At 74.7% G+C, this 16304-nt stretch carries 17 protein-coding genes; 11 read left to right on the top strand and 6 right to left on the bottom strand.

Annotated features, from left to right (window positions below; all coding sequences use genetic code 11):
- Window positions 1–45 precede the first annotated feature (45 nt).
- From RNC47_RS01060 to RNC47_RS01045, 4 genes are all read left to right on the top strand, one after another.
- A complete protein-coding gene (locus RNC47_RS01060) occupies window positions 46–1200 on the top strand; it encodes a S1 family peptidase (RefSeq protein ID WP_311594650.1) in 1155 nt (384 codons plus the stop codon).
- 148 nt (window positions 1201–1348) lie between these two features.
- The gene (locus RNC47_RS01055; protein ID WP_311594649.1) at window positions 1349–2248 is read left to right on the top strand and encodes a UTP--glucose-1-phosphate uridylyltransferase; all 900 of its coding nucleotides are present in this window, start codon (window positions 1349–1351) and stop codon (window positions 2246–2248) included.
- 76 nt (window positions 2249–2324) lie between these two features.
- Window positions 2325–2498, top strand: a complete 174-nt coding sequence (locus RNC47_RS01050) for a hypothetical protein (RefSeq protein WP_311594648.1) — start codon at window positions 2325–2327, stop codon at window positions 2496–2498.
- A 12-nt stretch (window positions 2499–2510) separates the two neighbouring features.
- Window positions 2511–3137 carry a histidine phosphatase family protein gene (locus tag RNC47_RS01045; RefSeq protein ID WP_311594647.1) on the top strand — a complete coding sequence of 209 codons (627 nt, stop codon included), beginning with the start codon at window positions 2511–2513 and terminating at the stop codon, window positions 3135–3137.
- A gap of 7 nt (window positions 3138–3144) precedes the next feature.
- On the opposite strand, the gene RNC47_RS01040 is transcribed toward RNC47_RS01045, so the two are convergent.
- From RNC47_RS01040 to RNC47_RS01025, 4 genes are read right to left on the bottom strand one after another with little or no spacing between them, the layout of a single operon-like run.
- Entirely contained in the window at window positions 3145–3843 is a 699-nt protein-coding gene (locus RNC47_RS01040; protein WP_311594646.1) for a lysophospholipid acyltransferase family protein, read from the bottom strand.
- Between the two features lie 10 nt (window positions 3844–3853).
- Complete coding sequence (locus tag RNC47_RS01035; protein ID WP_311594645.1) at window positions 3854–5095, bottom strand: wax ester/triacylglycerol synthase domain-containing protein; 1242 nt, start codon at window positions 5093–5095, stop codon at window positions 3854–3856.
- Window positions 5096–5145: 50 nt separating this feature from the next.
- Window positions 5146–6138, bottom strand: a complete 993-nt coding sequence (locus RNC47_RS01030) for a beta-ketoacyl-ACP synthase 3 (protein WP_311594644.1) — start codon at window positions 6136–6138, stop codon at window positions 5146–5148.
- Window positions 6135–6371: an acyl carrier protein gene (locus RNC47_RS01025; RefSeq protein WP_311594643.1), complete on the bottom strand. Its 237-nt coding sequence runs from the start codon at window positions 6369–6371 to the stop codon at window positions 6135–6137. Before RNC47_RS01025 ends, RNC47_RS01030 begins: the two co-directional genes overlap by 4 nt.
- Window positions 6372–6634: 263 nt before the next feature.
- Between RNC47_RS01025 and RNC47_RS01020 the strand changes: the two genes are divergently transcribed.
- From RNC47_RS01020 to RNC47_RS01000, 5 genes are all read left to right on the top strand, one after another.
- The gene (locus RNC47_RS01020; protein ID WP_394814681.1) at window positions 6635–7279 is read left to right on the top strand and encodes an acyl-CoA-like ligand-binding transcription factor; all 645 of its coding nucleotides are present in this window, start codon (window positions 6635–6637) and stop codon (window positions 7277–7279) included.
- Between the two features lie 118 nt (window positions 7280–7397).
- Window positions 7398–8954: an MDR family MFS transporter gene (locus RNC47_RS01015; protein ID WP_311594934.1), complete on the top strand. Its 1557-nt coding sequence runs from the start codon at window positions 7398–7400 to the stop codon at window positions 8952–8954.
- Between the two features lie 81 nt (window positions 8955–9035).
- Window positions 9036–9836, top strand: a complete 801-nt coding sequence (locus tag RNC47_RS01010) for an SGNH/GDSL hydrolase family protein (protein ID WP_311594641.1) — start codon at window positions 9036–9038, stop codon at window positions 9834–9836.
- Window positions 9837–9847: 11 nt separating this feature from the next.
- Window positions 9848–11278 (top strand): adenylosuccinate lyase, encoded by a 1431-nt coding sequence (gene purB / locus RNC47_RS01005; protein ID WP_311594640.1) that lies wholly within the window; start codon window positions 9848–9850, stop codon window positions 11276–11278.
- 78 nt (window positions 11279–11356) lie between these two features.
- The gene (locus tag RNC47_RS01000; protein WP_311594639.1) at window positions 11357–12514 is read left to right on the top strand and encodes an ROK family transcriptional regulator; all 1158 of its coding nucleotides are present in this window, start codon (window positions 11357–11359) and stop codon (window positions 12512–12514) included.
- 130 nt (window positions 12515–12644) lie between these two features.
- Here the strand turns inward: RNC47_RS01000 and RNC47_RS00995 are convergent, their stop codons facing one another.
- The gene (locus tag RNC47_RS00995; protein ID WP_311594638.1) at window positions 12645–13394 is read right to left on the bottom strand and encodes a GntR family transcriptional regulator; all 750 of its coding nucleotides are present in this window, start codon (window positions 13392–13394) and stop codon (window positions 12645–12647) included.
- 210 nt (window positions 13395–13604) lie between these two features.
- Here RNC47_RS00995 and RNC47_RS00990 point away from each other — a divergent pair, with 210 nt between their 5' ends.
- A complete protein-coding gene (locus tag RNC47_RS00990) occupies window positions 13605–14369 on the top strand; it encodes an SDR family oxidoreductase (protein WP_311594933.1) in 765 nt (254 codons plus the stop codon).
- 23 nt (window positions 14370–14392) lie between these two features.
- Here RNC47_RS00990 and sigJ read toward each other — a convergent pair whose 3' ends face one another.
- Window positions 14393–15289, bottom strand: coding sequence for an RNA polymerase sigma factor SigJ (gene sigJ / locus RNC47_RS00985; RefSeq protein WP_311594931.1), 897 nt, complete (start codon window positions 15287–15289; stop codon window positions 14393–14395).
- A gap of 491 nt (window positions 15290–15780) precedes the next feature.
- Here sigJ and RNC47_RS00980 point away from each other — a divergent pair, with 491 nt between their 5' ends.
- On the top strand, window positions 15781–16281 hold the full coding sequence (locus RNC47_RS00980; protein ID WP_311594637.1) for a GNAT family N-acetyltransferase: 501 nt from the start codon (window positions 15781–15783) through the stop codon (window positions 16279–16281).
- Window positions 16282–16304 lie beyond the last annotated feature (23 nt).

Below are 16304 nucleotides of genomic sequence, written 5' to 3'. Positions count from 1 at the left end.
CATTCTCCCTGTTCCCCGTCGAACGACACCAAGGAGAACCCCCACATGAGACGCACGTCAGGACTGCGACTCGGGCTGTCCGCGTTACTGCTGATCGGCGCCCTGAGCGGCACCGGCGCGGCCGCCGCCGACCGGGCCACGGCGGAGGAGGGCGCGAGCGAGGCGATCGTGGAGGCGATGCGCCGGGACTTCGGCCTGACCGAGGCACAGGCGCGGGAGCGGCTGCGCGACGAGGCCGTCGCGATCGAGATCCAGGAGGACGCCGAGCGGGCCGCCGGCGCGGCGTTCGCCGGGGCCTGGTACGACGCCGAGGCCGGTGAGCTGGTCGTCGCCGTCGCGGACGAGGACCGGGCCGACGCGGTGCGGGCGACCGGGGCGCGGGCCGAGCTCGTGCGGCACAGCGAGCGGGACCTCACCCGCGCGTTGGAGTCCGTCGACGCGCTCGCGGAGCGGTCGGGGGCGCCCGCGGGCGTGAGCGGCTGGCGGGTGGACCCGCGGGCCAACACGGTGGTGGTGAGCGTCGTCGCGGGCGAGGAGGAGGACGCCGAGGTCGCCGCGTTCCTCGCCGACGCCCGCCGGCAGGGCGCGGTGACGGTCGAGGAGGCCCCGGGCGAGGCGCCCGTGCCGTTCGCGGCCGGCACGGTCGGCGGCGACCCGTTCTACACGGGCAACGTCCGCTGTTCCATCGGTTTCTCGGTGCAGGGCGGCTTCGTCACCGCCGGGCACTGCGGCCGCCCCGGCCAGGCGGTCTACGGCTGGGACGGCTCGCTGATCGGCTACATCCAGGGCTCCTCCTGGCCCGGCAACGACTACGCCTGGGTCAGCGTGGGGAACGGCTGGTGGACGGTGCCGGTGGTGCTGGGCTGGGGCACGGTGTCGGACGCCCTGGTGCGCGGCTCCAACGAGGCGCCGATCGGCGCCTCGATCTGCCGCTCCGGGTCGACCACGGGCTGGCACTGCGGCACGCTCCGCGGCAAGAACGAGACCGTCAACTACTCGTCGGGCGAGGTCGTGTACGGGCTGACGAGGACGAGCGTCTGCGCGGAACCGGGCGACTCCGGCGGCTCGTACATCAGCGGTGACCAGGCCCAGGGTGTGACCTCCGGCGGCTACGGCAACTGCTCGACCGGCGGCGAGACCTGGTACCAGCCGGTCAACGAGATCCTCGGGGCGTACGGGCTCCGTCTGCACACGGCCTGATCCGGTGGGCCGCCGCCGCGCGCCTGGCGGCGGCCCGCTTCCGGAAGGCGGGGGCGCTTTCACGCCATCGGCCGTCGCCGCTTGGAGAACCGGGGCCGACCTCGTACCGTCAGCACCCGCACCCCGTTCCGGAAGGAAGTCATCACTCATGATCCGAAAGGCCGTCATCCCGGTGGCGGGGCTCGGCACTCGGTTGCTGCCGCTGACCAAGGCACTGCCCAAGGAGATGCTGCCGATCCTCGACAAGCCCGTGCTGCAGCACACCATCGAGGAGCTGGTCGCCTCCGGGATCGACGACGTCACCATCGTCGTCTCCACGCGCAAGACGCTGGTGCAGCAGCACTTCGCCCCGGACGAGGACCTCGACCTGCGGCTGCGCGCCGACGGCAAGGCCGCGTTGGCCGACGCGCTGCTCGAGGTCACCGGTATGGCGCGGATCACCTACCTCTACCAGGACGGCCCCTACGGCAACGGCACCCCGGTGCTGAACGCGGCGCGGGTGGTGGGGAACGAGCCCTTCATGGTGCTGTGGCCGGACGACGTCTTCACCTCCGAGGTGCCGCGCGCCCAGCAGCTCCTCGACGCCTACGAGCGCACCCGCGCGCCCGTCCTGAGCCTGATGCCGATGGAGCCGGAGGAGTCGCACCGCTATGGCGTGCCCATCGTGCGCGAGGAGCTGGGCGGCGGGCTGATCAGGATCGACGGCCTGGTGGAGAAGCCCAAGCCGCAGGACGCCCCGTCGGCGTACGCGGCGATCGGCGGCTATGTCGTCACCCCGGGGATCGTCGCGGAGCTGGAGCGGATGACGGGCCGGCACCGGACGCGGCCGGACGGCGAGATCGCGCTGTCCGACGCGATCCACCGGCACGCGGGCGAGCACCCGGTGTTCGGACAGGTGGTGGACGGGACCTGGTGGGACACGGGCAACGCGCTCGGCTATCTGCGCGCCCAGTTCGCCGCGGCGCTCGCCCATCCGGAGTACGGCCCCGAGCTCCGCAAGCTGGCGCTGGGCGAGGACCCGGCGGGGCGTGGCACGCCGCCCGGGTGAGCCGGCGCCGATTGAAACGTTAGCTCACCCCGTCGGCGCACTTCCGGCCCTCCGCGCCGTCGTTGATGGGGGCGTGATGATGGAGATGCTCTACCGGATCGACGAACAGGGCGCCGAGGTGTTCTACGGGGTCTCTGAGTGCTGCGCCGACCTGTTGGCGGAGTTCACCGCCTCCATGGACGAGATCGAGGCGAGATTCGCCAGCCACTGGGTGAACAGCCCGGTTCCGGCCACCCACCCGCACGAGTGAGCGGCCGGTCCCATGCGGTTGCTGTGGATCCGGCACGGGCAGACGCCCGCCAACCTCGCCGGGCTGCTGGACACGGCGGCGCCCGGCGAGGAGTTGACGGCCGAGGGGCGGCGGCAGGCGGCGGCACTGCCCGAACTGCTCGCCGGCGAGCGGATCGACGCGCTCTTCGCGTCCACACTTGCGCGTGCGGTGGCGACGGCGGAACCGCTGGCGACCGCCAGGAGGCTCCGACCGCGGCTCAGGGACGGCCTCCGCGAGCTTGCGGCCGGGGAGTTGGAGGGCCGGGGGGACGCGGCGGCGGTCGGCACCTACCGGCGGGTGGCCTGTGACTGGGCGCGGGGGCGGACCGAGGTGCGGATGCCGGGCGGGGAGAGCGGCGCCGAGGCCCTGGGCCGGCTCGACGCGGTGGTGGCCGAGGCGGCAGCGGCGGGGTCGGCGGTGGCGGTGGTCGGCCACGGCTCGGCGATCCGGGTGTGGACGGCGGTGCGGGCGGTGAACGTGTCGGTCGAGTTCGTGCTGGCGCACGAGGTGCCCAACGGCGGCGTGGTGGCACTGGAGGGCGAGCCCGGGCGGGGGTGGCGGGCGGTGTCCTGGGCCGGCGCGCCGTTCGGCGACGCGCCGGTGGCCGTGTCGGGTTGAGGTCCGGTCAGCGGGGCACCGGGAGCGGCGGGGCGGCGGGGGCGTCGACGTAGGGCTGCTCGGACAGTTCGGCGATCCGGTGCATCAACTGGGTGGTGAGTTCGCGCAGGGTCGCGGTGGCGGGGGCGCCGTCGAGGCGGGGCGGGCGGTCTCGCAGGGCCGAGTAGTCGAGGGGCCGGCCGAAGCGGATCCTGACCCGGTGCGGCCGGAGCAACGTGGTGCCGATCGGCTGGACGAGGTCGGTGCCGGCGATCCCGAACGGCACCAGTGGGGCGCCGGTGGTGAGGGCGATGCCGGCGGTGCCGGGCCGGCCGCGGTGCAGCCGGCCGTCGGGGGACCTGGTGCCCTCGGGGTAGATGGCCAGGGCGGCTCCGGCGGCGAGCAGGGTGGCGCCGGTGGCGACGAACCGGCGGGCGGCGGCCGGGCCGCCGCGGCGGTCGACGGGCTGGAAGCCGAGGCCGCCGCAGTAGGCGGCGAGGGCGCGACCGCGCGGCCCGGGTGCCGTGAAGTACTCGCGTTTGCCGAAGAAGACCAGGCGTCGGGGGACGGCGGCCATCAGGAAGAAGGTGTCGCAGGCGGCGAGGTGGTTGCCGGCCAGCAGCACGGGGCCGGTGCGCGGCAGGTGTTCGAGGCCCTCGACGGTGGTGGGGCAGGCGGTGGCGGCGGCCAGCCGCATCAGGGCTCGGGTGGCGCGGTAGACGGGCATGGCGGCTGGCTCACCGGTCCTGGTCCCGCTGGGCGGGGACGGGGGCGAGCTCGTCCAGCGCGGCCCGCCAGTGTTCCGCGAGCTCACGGGCCTCGGGGAAGGCGGCGTCAGCCGTGAAGGCGCAGGTCGCCTGGGAGCGCCAGACGACGAGGGCGGGCAGGCAGGGCAGGTGGGCCGGCAGGCAGCTGATGGGGGTGACGCGCAGCGGCTCGCGGCCCTCGTACCCCAGGTCGGCGGCGGCCGTGACCACCGTGGTCTGGAGGCCGGCGCGGGCGAAGACCCGGTCCGAGAGGGCGCTGACGCCGCGCGGTCCGAGCCGGCCGAGGGTGACCTCGTGGGCCCACCGGGTGGATCTGGGCTTGAGGCGGGCGGTGTGACGCGCGATCAGCTGGGCGCGGCGGGCCAGGTCGGGCTCCCGCCAGGGCACCGGGACCAGGGCGATGGTGAAGCGGTTGCCGACGTAGGGCCGGCCGGTGTCCTGACCGAGGGCGACGGGCAGGCCGAAGCCGCGGGCGCGCCGGCCCTCGCCGGTCCAGCCGGTGGGGTCGAAGCGTTCGGCGGCGCGGGAGAGGGCGGCGAGGTGGACGTCGAGGACGGAGCAGCCCAGGCGGCCGGCGGCGGAGCGGAGCCGGCCGACGGGGACGGTGGTGCTGGCGAGGAGGCGTTCGTTCTTGCGCGGCAGGTCGAGCAGGGGGCGGCGCGGGGCGGGGCGCAGCAGTTGGGCGGCGTCGCGGGTGACGCGGGTGAGGCCGGCGACGCGGGCTCCGAACGGTGGTCGGGGGGCCGGCGGCCGGGGAGCGGCGGGCGTGGCCGGGGCGGTGCCGAAGAGCAGGCGGCTGATCCTGGCCACCGTGAGGCCGTCGTGCAGGGCGTGGTGGGCGCGGTAGCACAGCAGGTGGCGGTCGGTGCCGAAGCCGTGGACGAGCCAGACGTCCCAGGGCTCCTCCGGGCAGGCCAGCGGCCGGTTGACCAGTTCGTCGTGGGCGGCGGCCGCCGCGTGCGGGCCCGGGGTGACGCGGAGTTCCCGCACGTGGCGTTCGACGGGCGCGTCGGAGGGGGTGGGCAGCAGCGGCAGCCGTTCACGGACGTGGGCGCGCAGCTCGTCGATGGTGGGCGGGGGGCCGGCCAGCTCCAGGACGAGGCCGCTGAGCAGGAAGTGGCCGCTGCCGTCGTGCGCCATCCGGCGCAGGTGGCGGTCGAGGGCGGGGAACGCCGGCCGGGCGGTGTCGGCCGGGTGGGGTGTGGTCGGCATGGGTGGGGCTCCTTGCGTGGGGTGGGCTGGGCGGTGGCGCGGCCCGGCCGTCAGTCCCCGGCGGCGAGCGTGGGCCAGGTGACGCTGGTGCCGCCCCAGGTGAGCCCGGCGCCGAACGCGGCCAGGACGACGCGGTGTCCCGGGCGCAGGTCGCCGTCCCGGTTGGCGTGGTCCAGGAGGAGGGGGACGGAGGCGGCGGTGGTGTTGCCCGCGTGCTCGATGTTGCTGACCCAGCGGGCGGGGTCGACGCCGAGGTCGGCGGCGAGGGCCCGGGAGATGCGGGCGTTGGCCTGGTGGACGGCGAACCGGTCGACCTCGTGCAGCGACCAGCCGGCCCGCTCGGCCGCGGTGGCGACGGCGCCGCCCATCCGGTGGAGGGCGTGCCGGAAGACGGACCTGCCGTCCATGGTGAGCGCGACGGGGCCGCGCCGGTCGAGGGAACCGCCGCCGGTGATGTGGATGAAGTCACCGTGGTCGCCGTCGCTGCCGAGGACGAAGGGGCCGAGGGCGCCCGGCTCCGCGGGGTCCCCGGCGCGCAGCACGACGGCGCCGGCCGCGTCGCCGAAGATGGCGGCGGTGGTGCGGTCCTCGGGGTCGAGGACGGAGGACATGGTGTCGGCGCCGACGAGCAGGATCCGGTGGAAGGTCCGGGCGGCGAGGAGGCCGTCGGCGACGGCGAGGCCGTAGAGGAAGCCGGAGCAGGCGGCGGACACGTCGAGTGCCGCGACGCCGCACAGGCCGAGCCGGGCGGCGACGGTGGGGGCGCTCGACGGGCAGATGCGGTCGGGGGTGCCGGTGGCGAGCAGGACGGCGTCGACCTGGCCCTCGCCGTCGGACTTCAGGGCGCGGGCGCCGGCCTCGACGGCCATCTCGACGGTGGCGGTGCCCGGCTCGACGCGGCGCCTGGTCCGCACCCCCGTGCGCTGGAGGATCCACTCCTCGCTGACGCCGAGCCTGGCGGCCACGGTGTCGTTGGCGACCACGGTGGGGGGCAGCCAGGAGCCGAGGCCGCTGAGCACGGTGGCGGGCCGGCCGGCGGTCACGGCGCTACTGGCTCGGTCCGGCGGCGCAGGAACTCGGCGACCTCCGCCACGGTCCGCAGCCCGTAGAGCTCGTCCTCGTCGAGCTCGAGGCCGAGTTCCTGCCTGGCGATCAACACCAGTTCGGTGACGGCGAGCGAGTCGAGCCCGGCCTCCTCGGGGGTGGCCTCGGGACGCACACCGGCGGCGGGGAGTTGGAGTCTGCCCACCATGGTGTCGCGCAGCCATTCGTACATGTCTCTCCCTCGTCCTCCCGACACGCGGTGGGGCGCGGTCGGCTCGGTGCGGTGTGGTGCGGTCGCCCTGCGGCGGGGGCACACGTTTCCACACCGGGAGGGGGCCACCGGGCCAGCTGTCAGCCTCTAGGACGACGTTGGCGGGGAGAAACACCCGGAGGAGTGAGGGGTGCCGGCGGTCATGTGACGGCCGTCTTCCGCCGTCCCGGCACCCACTGAAAATTAATTTTGCATGTTCTGCATTTTTTCATACCCTGCAATACGTGGGTGAGAGAACGGGGGCCCTGGGGCTGCGCGAGCGGAAGAAGCGCGCCACCAGGGCGGCGCTGGCCGAGGCCGCGGTGCGGCTCGCGGCGGCGCGGGGGGCGGAGAACGTGACCGTGGAGGCGATCAGCGCCGAGGTCGGCGTCTCACCGCGCACCTTCTTCAACTACTTCGAACACCGCGACGACGCCTTCGTGATGATCGACAGCGACGCCGGGCGCCGGGTCAGGAGCGCGGTGGTCGCCGCGCCGGCGCGGCTGTCCCCGCTCGAGGCCGTGCGCGACGCCCTGGCAGCCGAACTGGCGGACGTCGAGGACCGGCACGAGCTGTGGCGCCTGCGCGCCGAGGTCCTCCAACAGGCGCCGCACCTGCTGGTGCGCAGCCTGGGCGCGCACATGGCGGACGAGCGCGGCCTCGCGGAGGCCGTCGCCCAGCGGCTCGGCGAGCCGGCGGGTGACTCCGTCGGCCTCTACCCACGTCTGGTGGCGGCCACGGCCGGCACCGCGGTCCGGGTCGCCATCGAACACTGGAGCGCCGCCTCCAGCGAGGCGTTCCTGCCGATCTTCCACAGCGCCTTCGCACAGCTTGCCGCCGGGCTGCCGGCGTCACCGCCGACGACCGGCGCCCGGCCGGCCGACCACTGACGGCCGACCCGCGCGTGGCGCGTCGCGCGCGTGGGTCCCCGCCGGATCCCTTTCACCGAGTCACCGAGAAGGAACAACCGTGAGTCCAACCGAGGCGCCGGAACACAGTCCGGCCGCCATGACGAGCCGGCAGATCCTGCAGGCGATGACCGGCCTGATGGCCGGTATGTTCGTGGCCATCCTGGCCGGCACGGTGGTGGCCAACGCGCTGCCCCGGATCGTCGCCGACCTGGGCGCCAGCCAGTCCTCCTACACCTGGGTCGTCACCTCCGAGCTGCTGGCGATGACCGCCACCGTCCCGCTGTGGGGCAAGCTCTCCGACCTCTACAACAAGAAGCTGCTGCTCCAGCTGTCGCTCGCCATGTTCGTCGTCGGTTCGCTGCTGGCCGGCTTCTCGCAGGGCGTCGGGCTGCTGATCTTCAGCCGGGTCGTCCAGGGCATCGGCGCCGGTGGTCTCACCGCGCTCGTCCAGGTGGTGATGGCGGCCATCATCCCGCCGCGCCAGCTGGGCAAGTACGCGGGCATCTTCGGCGCCGTCTTCGCCGTGGGCACGGTCGCCGGGCCGCTGGTGGGCGGCGTGCTGGTGGACACCTCCTGGCTGGGCTGGCGCTGGTGCTTCTTCATCGGGGTGCCGTTCGCGCTGGCCGCGATCGTCACGCTGCAGCGCACCCTGTCGATCCCGACCACCCGCCGCGAGATCAAGATCGACTACCTGGGCGCCTTCCTGATCGTCTCCGGCGTCTGCTCGCTGCTGATCTGGATCACCCTGGCCGGCAACGAGTTCGACTGGATGTCCTGGCAGACGGCCGCCTTCACCATCGGCGGCGTCCTGCTGCTGGCCGCCGCCGTCTGGGTCGAGGCCCGGGTGCCCGAGCCGATCATCCCGCTGGACATCTTCCGCAACCGGACGGTCACCCTGACCACCGTCGCCAGCCTGCTGGTGGGTGTCGCGATGTTCGGCGGCACCGTCTTCCTCTCCCAGTACTTCCAGATCTCGCTGGGCAACTCCCCCACGGTCGCGGGCCTGATGGGCCTGCCGATGATCATGGGACTGCTGGTGTCGTCGACCGTCGCCGGGCAGATCATCACCCGCACCGGCGTGTGGAAGATCCACCTGGTCATCGGCGGCGTGGTGATGACGGTCGGCCTCGCACTGCTCGCCACCATCGACCGGGACACCAACTTCGGCCTGCTCAGCGTCTACATGGCCCTGCTGGGCATCGGCGTCGGCATGCTGATGCAGAACCTGGTGCTGGCCGCGCAGAACGACGTGCCGGCGCGCGAGCTGGGCGCCGCCACCTCCGTGCTGTCCTTCTTCCGCAGCATGGGCGGCACCATCGGCACCAGCGTGCTGGGCGCGGTGCTCGCCAACCGGGTCGCGGACGAGATGGCCAGCCAGCTGCCCGCCGCGGGTGACGAGGCCGCGTCCGGCGGCGCCCACTCGGTGCCCGACGTGTCGCTGCTGCCGGAGCCGATCCGGGAGATCGTGCAGGACGCCTACGGCGTGGCGACCGCCGAACTCTTCCTGATCGCCACCCCGTTCGCCGCGCTGGCCTTCCTGGTGGTCCTCTTCATCAAGGAGAAGCCGCTCAAGACCGCCAGCGGCAACGAGCGGTTGGCGGCGGAGGAGGGCGACGCCGCCGGGGAACAGGCGCCGGTGGCCCCCGTGCACTGAGCGCCCCCCGTTCCCGCCGAGGGCCGGCGACGCCCCGTCGTTCCGCGTCGCCGGCCCTCGGGGTCCTACCATGGTGCGGTCATGGACAGCGCTGAATACCGTAGCTATGTGGCCCTCGGCGACTCGTTCACCGAGGGCATGTCGGACGCCCTCCCGGACGGCACCTACCGGGGCTGGGCCGATCTGCTGGCCCGCCGTCTCGCCGAGCGGCGGGCCGGGTTCAGGTACGCGAACCTCGCGGTGCGCGGCAAGCTCATCGACCAGATCGCGGCTGACCAGGTGCCGGTCGCCGCGGCGATGGGCGCCGATCTGGTCACGCTGGTCGGCGGGTTGAACGACGTGCTGCGGCCGCGTTGCGACCTGGACGCGGTGTGCGACGCCCTGGAGCGGTCGGTCGCGGCGCTCGCGCCCTCGTGCGGGCGGCTGGTGCTGATGCGCACGCCGGGCCGCCGTGGTCCGGTGCTGGAGCGGTACCGGCCGAGGATGGAGCGGCTGTTCTCGTTCGTCGACGAGTTGGCGGAGCGGCACGGCGCCCTGGTGATCGACCTGTTCGAGTCGCGGGCGATCGGCGATCCGCGGATGTGGGCGGACGACCGGCTGCACCTGACGCCCGAGGGGCATCGGCGGGTGGCCGAGGCGGTCTGGCAGGGCCTGGGCCACCCGCCGACCTTCGACTGGGACGAGCCGCTGCCCGTGTCGTCGCCGGCCCGCTGGGCGGCGCGGCGGGGCGCGGACCTCAGGTTCGCGCGGGAGCACCTGCTGCCGTGGATCGGGCGCCGGTTGACGGGCCGCTCCTCGGGGGACGGCCGGGCGCCCAAGCGCCCCGACCTGCTGCCGCTGACCTGGGAGGACCAGCCGACCGAGCCGGCGAGCGGGCCGTAGAATCCGGTGGCGTGACTGACAAGCCGCGCATTCCGAACGTTCTCGCCGCCCGCTACGCCTCCGTCGATCTGGCCGCCCTCTGGTCCCCCGAGTACAAGGTGGTGTTGGAGCGCCGGCTGTGGCTGGCGGTGCTGCGGGCCCTCGACGAGCTGGGGGTGCCGGTGGCGCCCGGAGCGGTCGCCGACTACGAGCGGGTGGTCGAGACCGTGGACCTCGCCTCGATCGCGGCGCGCGAGCGGGTCACCCGGCACGACGTGAAGGCGCGGATCGAGGAGTTCAACGCGCTCGCCGGGCACGAGCAGGTGCACAAGGGCATGACGTCCCGGGACCTGACCGAGAACGTCGAGCAGCTGCAGATCCGGCTCTCGCTCGAACTGGCGCGGGACCGGACGGTGGCGCTGCTGGCGCGGCTGGGCCGGCTGGCGGGCGAGCACGCGGAGCTGGTGATGGCCGGCCGCTCGCACAACGTGCCGGCGCAGGCCACCACGTTGGGGAAGCGTTTCGCCACGGCGGCCGACGAGCTGCTGGTGGCGTTCGGCCGGCTGGAGGAGCTCCTGGCCCGGTATCCGCTGCGCGGCGTCAAGGGCCCGGTGGGCACCTCGCAGGACATGCTCGACCTGCTGGGCGGGGACGAGCGGAAGCTGGCCGAGCTGGAGGGCCGGGTCGCGGGGCACCTGGGCTTCGGGCAGGTCCTCACCTCGGTCGGGCAGGTGTACCCGCGGTCGCTCGACTACGAGGTGACCACGGCCCTGGCGCAGCTGGCGGCGGCGCCGTCCTCGCTGGCCAAGACGATCCGGCTGATGGCGGGGCAGGAGCTGGTGACCGAGGGCTTCCAGCCGGGCCAGGTCGGCTCGTCCGCGATGCCGCACAAGATGAACACCAGGTCCTGTGAGCGGGTCAACGGGCTCGCGGTCCTCCTGCGGGGCTACGCGTCGATGACGGGGGAGCTGGCCGGCGACCAGTGGAACGAGGGTGACGTCTCGTGCTCCGTGGTGCGCCGGGTGGCGCTGCCCGACGCGTTCTTCGCGTTCGACGGCCTGGTGGAGACCTTCCTGACCGTGCTCGACGAGTTCGGCGCCTTCCGCCCCGTGGTGGCGCGGGAGCTCGACCGCTACCTGCCGTTCCTGGCCACCACCAAGGTGCTGATGGCGGCCGTGCGGGCCGGGGTGGGCCGGGAGACGGCGCACGAGGTCATCAAGGAGCACGCGGTGGCCTCGGCGCTCGCGCTGCGGGAGGGCGCGGAGCGCAACGAACTGCTCGACCGGCTGGCGGCCGACGAGCGGATCCCGCTCGACCGGGCCGGGCTCGACGCGCTGATGGCGGACCGGCTGTCGTTCACCGGCGCGGCCGCGGGACAGGTGGCCGGCGTGGTGGCGCGGGTCGAGGAGGTCGTCAAGCGCTATCCGGAGGCGGCCGGCTACCGGCCGGGCGCCATCCTGTAGCGGCGCGGTCGGTGGCGGCGCCGCCGACGGCGTAGGTTGGTGCCGGGGGTTGCTGGTGCTGACGAGGTCGGAGGCGGTGTGGCCGGTCTGCTGGGTGGGGATCCCTCCCTGTTGCGTCGGATCAACTCGGCCGTGGTGCTCAGGGCGCTGCGGGACGCCGAGCCGTCCTGCTCGTTGACCGACCTGGCCCGGGTGACGGGGCTCTCCCGGCCCACGGTCGAGGGGGTGCTCGACGGGCTGGCGCGGGCCGGACTGGTCGCGGAGACGGACGCGGCCGAGCCGGGCGGCGCGCGCCGGCTCGGGCGACCGGCGCGGCGGTTCAGGTTCCGCGGCGAGTCGGGCGTGGTGCTGGGCGTCGAGGTGGGGCCACGCCGGCTGTCCGCGGTGCTGGCGGACCTGACGGGGCGGCGGCTCGGCTCGCTGGCGCGCGAGGTGTCGGTGCGGGCCACGGCCGAGGAGCGGCTGGCCGGGGCGCTGGAGGTGGCCGGCGGGCTGCTGCGGGAGCACGCGGTGGAGCCCGGCATGCTGCGGGCGGTCGGGGTGGGCAGCCCGGGGATCGTGGGCGCCGAGGGCACGGTGCGGTTGTGCACGGCACTGCCGGGATGGACCGGGCTGCGGCTCGGCGAGCTGCTGCGCGCCGAGTTCGGCTGTCAGGTGCTGGTGGAGAACGACGCCAACGCGGCGGTGCTCGCGGAGCGCTGGTCGGGCGCGGCGGTGGGCGCGGACGACGTGGTGATGGTGCTGGCGGGGTTGAGCCCCGGGGCCGGCTCGTTGATCGGGGGGCGGCTGCACCGGGGGCACGGCGGGGCGGCCGGGGAGATCGGCGCGCTGCATCTGCTGGGGCGCCAGGTGGAGCCCGAGCGGCTGCTCTCCACCTCGGGCGAGCCGCTCGACCCGCTGGACGAGCAGGCGGTGGCGGCCGTGTTCGCGCGCGCCGCCGAGGGGGACGCGGGCGCCACCCGGGCGGTGGAGCGCTTCGTGGAGCGGCTGGTGCACGACGTGACCGCGTTGGTGCTGGCGCTCGACCCCGAGCTGGTGGTCATCGGCGGTTGGGCGGCGGGCCTGGACGGCGTGGTGGAGCCGCTGCGGCGGGAGCTGGCGCGCTACTGCCTGCGGACGCCACGGGTGGTGGCCTCCGCGCTGGGGGGTGCCGCGGTCGCCACCGGGGCGTTGCGGCTGGCGCTCGACCGGGTGGAGGAGGAGCTGTTCGCCGTGGAGGAGGTCAGCTCCCGCTGAGCGAGACGGTGCCGTTAGCCTCGACGGCCTGGTGGAGCCACTGCGACGGACGCTGGCACGCGACGGCCTACGCACCCACAGGTGCCGACCACCAGCGCACTACGGCTGACGGCCGACCGGGTCAAGGAGGTCAGCTCCCGCTGAGCGAGACGGTGCCCTGGGTGCCGAAGGTGAGCCGGCAGGTGTCGGCCCGGTAGGTCGCGACGGCGGCGGCGACCGTCCGCCCGGCGGCGGTGTAACGGGTGGTGACGATGAGGACGGGGGCGCCGGGCAGCTGGTCGAGGCGGCGCGCCTCGGGGGCGCCGGCCGAGCCGAGCTCGACGGCGCGGTCCTGGCTGTCGGGCCGCAGCTCCTGGAGCCAGGCGAGCATCCGCCGGCCGCGTGCCACGCCCCCGGCCGCCTCCGGGAGCGGGCCCGAGTCGGTGAGGACGCCGGCCGGCACGTAGAGCTGCTCGGTGGCGACGGCCTGGCCGTGGGTGGCCAGCACGCGGTGCACGACCTCGACCGGCTCGTCGGGGTGGACGTCGAGCATCCGGGCCACGGCGGTGGGCGGCGGCGCGGCGGCGCAGTCGGTGGTGACCCAGGCGTCTCCGGGGGCGCCCGGCCAGGTGTGGCGGCGGGGGCTGACGTCGACGCCGACGCGGGGCGGCGCGACGGTGGTGCCGACGCCGCGGCGGCGCTGGAGGCGGCCCTCGAGCTCCAGCTGGTCGAGGGCCTGCCGGAGGGTGGCGCGGGCGACGCCGAAGCGGGCCGCGAGCTCCCGCTCGTTGGGCAGGGCCTGGCCGACGGAGAACTCGGTGTCGAGCGCCTCGGTGAGGACGGTCTTGAGGTGCCAGTACTTGGGCTCCGACGTCTGCTGGTCGAGCTGCGTGCTCCCCACCCTGGCCTCCACGGGCGCTTCCGACCCCGAACGGCCGCGCGCCGGCGGTCCGGTGACGATGGATACGGTGATTATGAAAGGTTGTTGCGTATATAGACCCTAGGTCGCCGCCGGGGCTTGGTCAAGACCAATAGGAGGCGCACCTCGCGCCCGTCTCGCGCCCGCTCGCATATATGATCGTTCATCCGAGTGGAGGAGGGAGCCGTGAGCATGGCGGGACACGGGACGCGGCGGCCGGTGACGGTGGTGACCGGGGGCAGTCGGGGCATCGGCGCCGCGGTGGCGGCGCGGCTGGCGGCGGACGGGCACGACGTGGCCATCGGGTTCGCCAGGGACGAGGCAGCGGCCGGCGAGGTCGTGGCGCGCGTGCGGGCGGCCGGGCGGCGGGCGGTCGCGGTGCGGGCGGACGTGAGCGTCGAGGCCGAGGTGGACGCCCTCTTCGACGCCGCGGTCGGCGACCTCGGGCCGGTGACCGGGCTGGTGAACAACGCGGCCGTCACCGGGCCGCTCGGCGCCTTCACGGAGACCGCGACCGAGGTGATGCGCCGGGTGCTCGACGTCAACGTGCTGGGGACCCTGCTGTGCGCCAGGCGCGCGGCCAGGGAGATGTCCACGCGGCACGGCGGGCGCGGCGGGGCGATCGTGAACGTCTCGTCGGGCGCGGCCACGCTGGGCGGCCCGGGCGAGTACGTCCACTACGCGGCGTCCAAGGCGGCCGTCGACACCGTGACGCTCGGCCTCGCCAAGGAACTCGGACCCGAGGGGGTGCGGGTGAACTCGGTGCAGCCCGGGGCGGTCGACACCGGGATGCACGCGGCGATGGGCGACCCCGGGCGCGGGGAGCGGATCGGGCGGGCCACCCCGCTGGGCCGGGTGGGGCGCCCCGAGGAGATCGCCGCCGCCGTGGCCTGGCTGCTCTCGCCCGAGGCCTCCTACACCACGGGCGCCGTGCTGCGGGTCGCCGGCGGCCGCTAGGCGTGCTGTCGCTGTCGCGCGCGTCAGGCAGCCGACAGATGGCCCAGCTTCTCCGGGTTGCTGATCAGGTAGATCCGGCGCAGCGTGCCGCCGCTCGCCTCCAGCAGGATGACGCTGAACGGGCGGCCGGCGCTGGTGACGAGGAGTCCCGGCACGCCGTTGAACTCGGCGACAAGGAAGCCGGGTTGCGCGGGTGCGCGGCCGCCGATGCCGACCAGGAAGCGGCCCACCTTGTCCGTTCCCTCGATGACCCGGAGCGGGCCCTTGCCGATCCCGCCGCTGTCGCCGGTCAGCGTCACGTCGGGGGCGAGGACCGAGACCAGCCCTTCGAGGTCGCCCTCCAGCGCGGCCGCCAGGAACCGCTCGGTGAGGTCGCGCCGCTCCCCCGCGTCCACCGGGTACCTGGGGCGGCGCTCGGCGACGTGGCGGCGGGCGCGGCCGGCGAGTTGGCGGACGGCCGACTCGGTGCGACCAAGCGCGGCGGCGATCTCGGCGAAGGGCAGGGCGAACGCCTCCCGCAGCACGAACACCGCGCGCTCCAGCGGGGAGAGCGATTCCAGGACGACGAGCACCGCGTAGGAGACGGTGTCGGCGAGCACGGCCCGCTCGGCGCCGTCCGGGGCGGCGGTGAGCTCGGCGACGGCCCGGTCGGCGGGCAGCGGCTCGGGCAGCCAGGGGCCGACGTAGGACTCGCGGCGGGCGGCGAGCTGGCGCAGCCGGTCGACCGCCAGCCGGCTCACGATCCGCACCAGGTAGCCGCGTGGCTCCTCGACGGCGGACCGGTCGGCCGCCGACCAGCGCAGCCACGCCTCCTGCACGGCGTCCTCGGCGTCGCTGACCCGGCCCAGCATCCGGTAGGCCACCCCGAACAGCAGACTCCGGTGCGCCTCGAAGTCGCGGAGGGCGGTGTCGTCCGTCATGAGGTGCTCAGCCACCCTCCCATCCCACCCGAGCGGACGCGTACTGTCCAGCCGACTCCGCCGGCCGCCTCGGGAACACCCGCGCCGAGCCTCGCGTTTTCTGTCGGAAGAGGCTCAATTTCGTGTCTCGACAGGGGCGTTGACCAGTCACGGGAGTACGGTGCCCAGGGACGGCCCGGGCGGGCCGCGCCGGTCGGCGCGGCCGCGGCCCGGGCGGATCGGCCGGCGTGGTGCGGGGGTGGACCAACGTGGCGGAAGCGAAGGGAACATTTCCGCCGGAAGCCTCCTTTACCGTCCGGTCACAGGGCGTTCGTGATCACGCAATAACCGAGGACGACAGTGCTTGCATGGCAGACTCCGATGTACCGAGCGGCTCGATCCGCGTTCCGCGCCAGAGACCGCGGGGGGACGGCCCAGATCGCCGGTGGACCGACGGCCGCCGGCACGTGCCGGACGGTGGGGCGACGTGCGACGGGGGGTCGGCGCGTCCGATGAGCGAGCTGATCCTGCTGCGCGCGGCGGGCCCCGACGACCTCGACGCGGCGCTCGCCCTGCACCGGCGCTGCTCGCCCGACACGCTCGCCCGCCGCTACCACGGCCCGGCGGACGAGGCGGACGGCTACCTGCCGCACCTGCTCGACCCGCGGCACGGCCGCGCGTTGGCCGCCAGGACGGTCTCCGGGCGCCTCGTGGGCCTCGGGCACCTGCTGTGGGACGGCACGGAGGCCGAGGTGGCGTTGCTGGTGGAGGACGCCTGGCAGCGGCGGGGGGTGGGTTCCGCGCTCCTGCGGGCGCTGGTGGAGATGGCCGCACGGGAACAGCGTGAGGCCGTCTACACGGTGGCCTCGCCGTCCGACGCGGGGATGCTCGCGGTGATGCGCGCCGTCGGCCTCTCCGTGGAGCGGCACCCCGAGGAGGGCGCCGTGGTGCTCTCCGCCAGGCTGGCGGCCCGGCCCACGGCGACCGTGCTCCCGGCGCGCGCCCACGGCTGAGTCGCGGACGGCCCGAGCCGCCC

Source organism: Streptomyces millisiae (assembly GCF_031845425.1).
Classification (GTDB): Bacteria; Actinomycetota; Actinomycetes; order Streptomycetales; family Streptomycetaceae; genus Streptomyces; species Streptomyces millisiae.
This window is presented reverse-complemented; position numbering and strand designations above follow the sequence as displayed.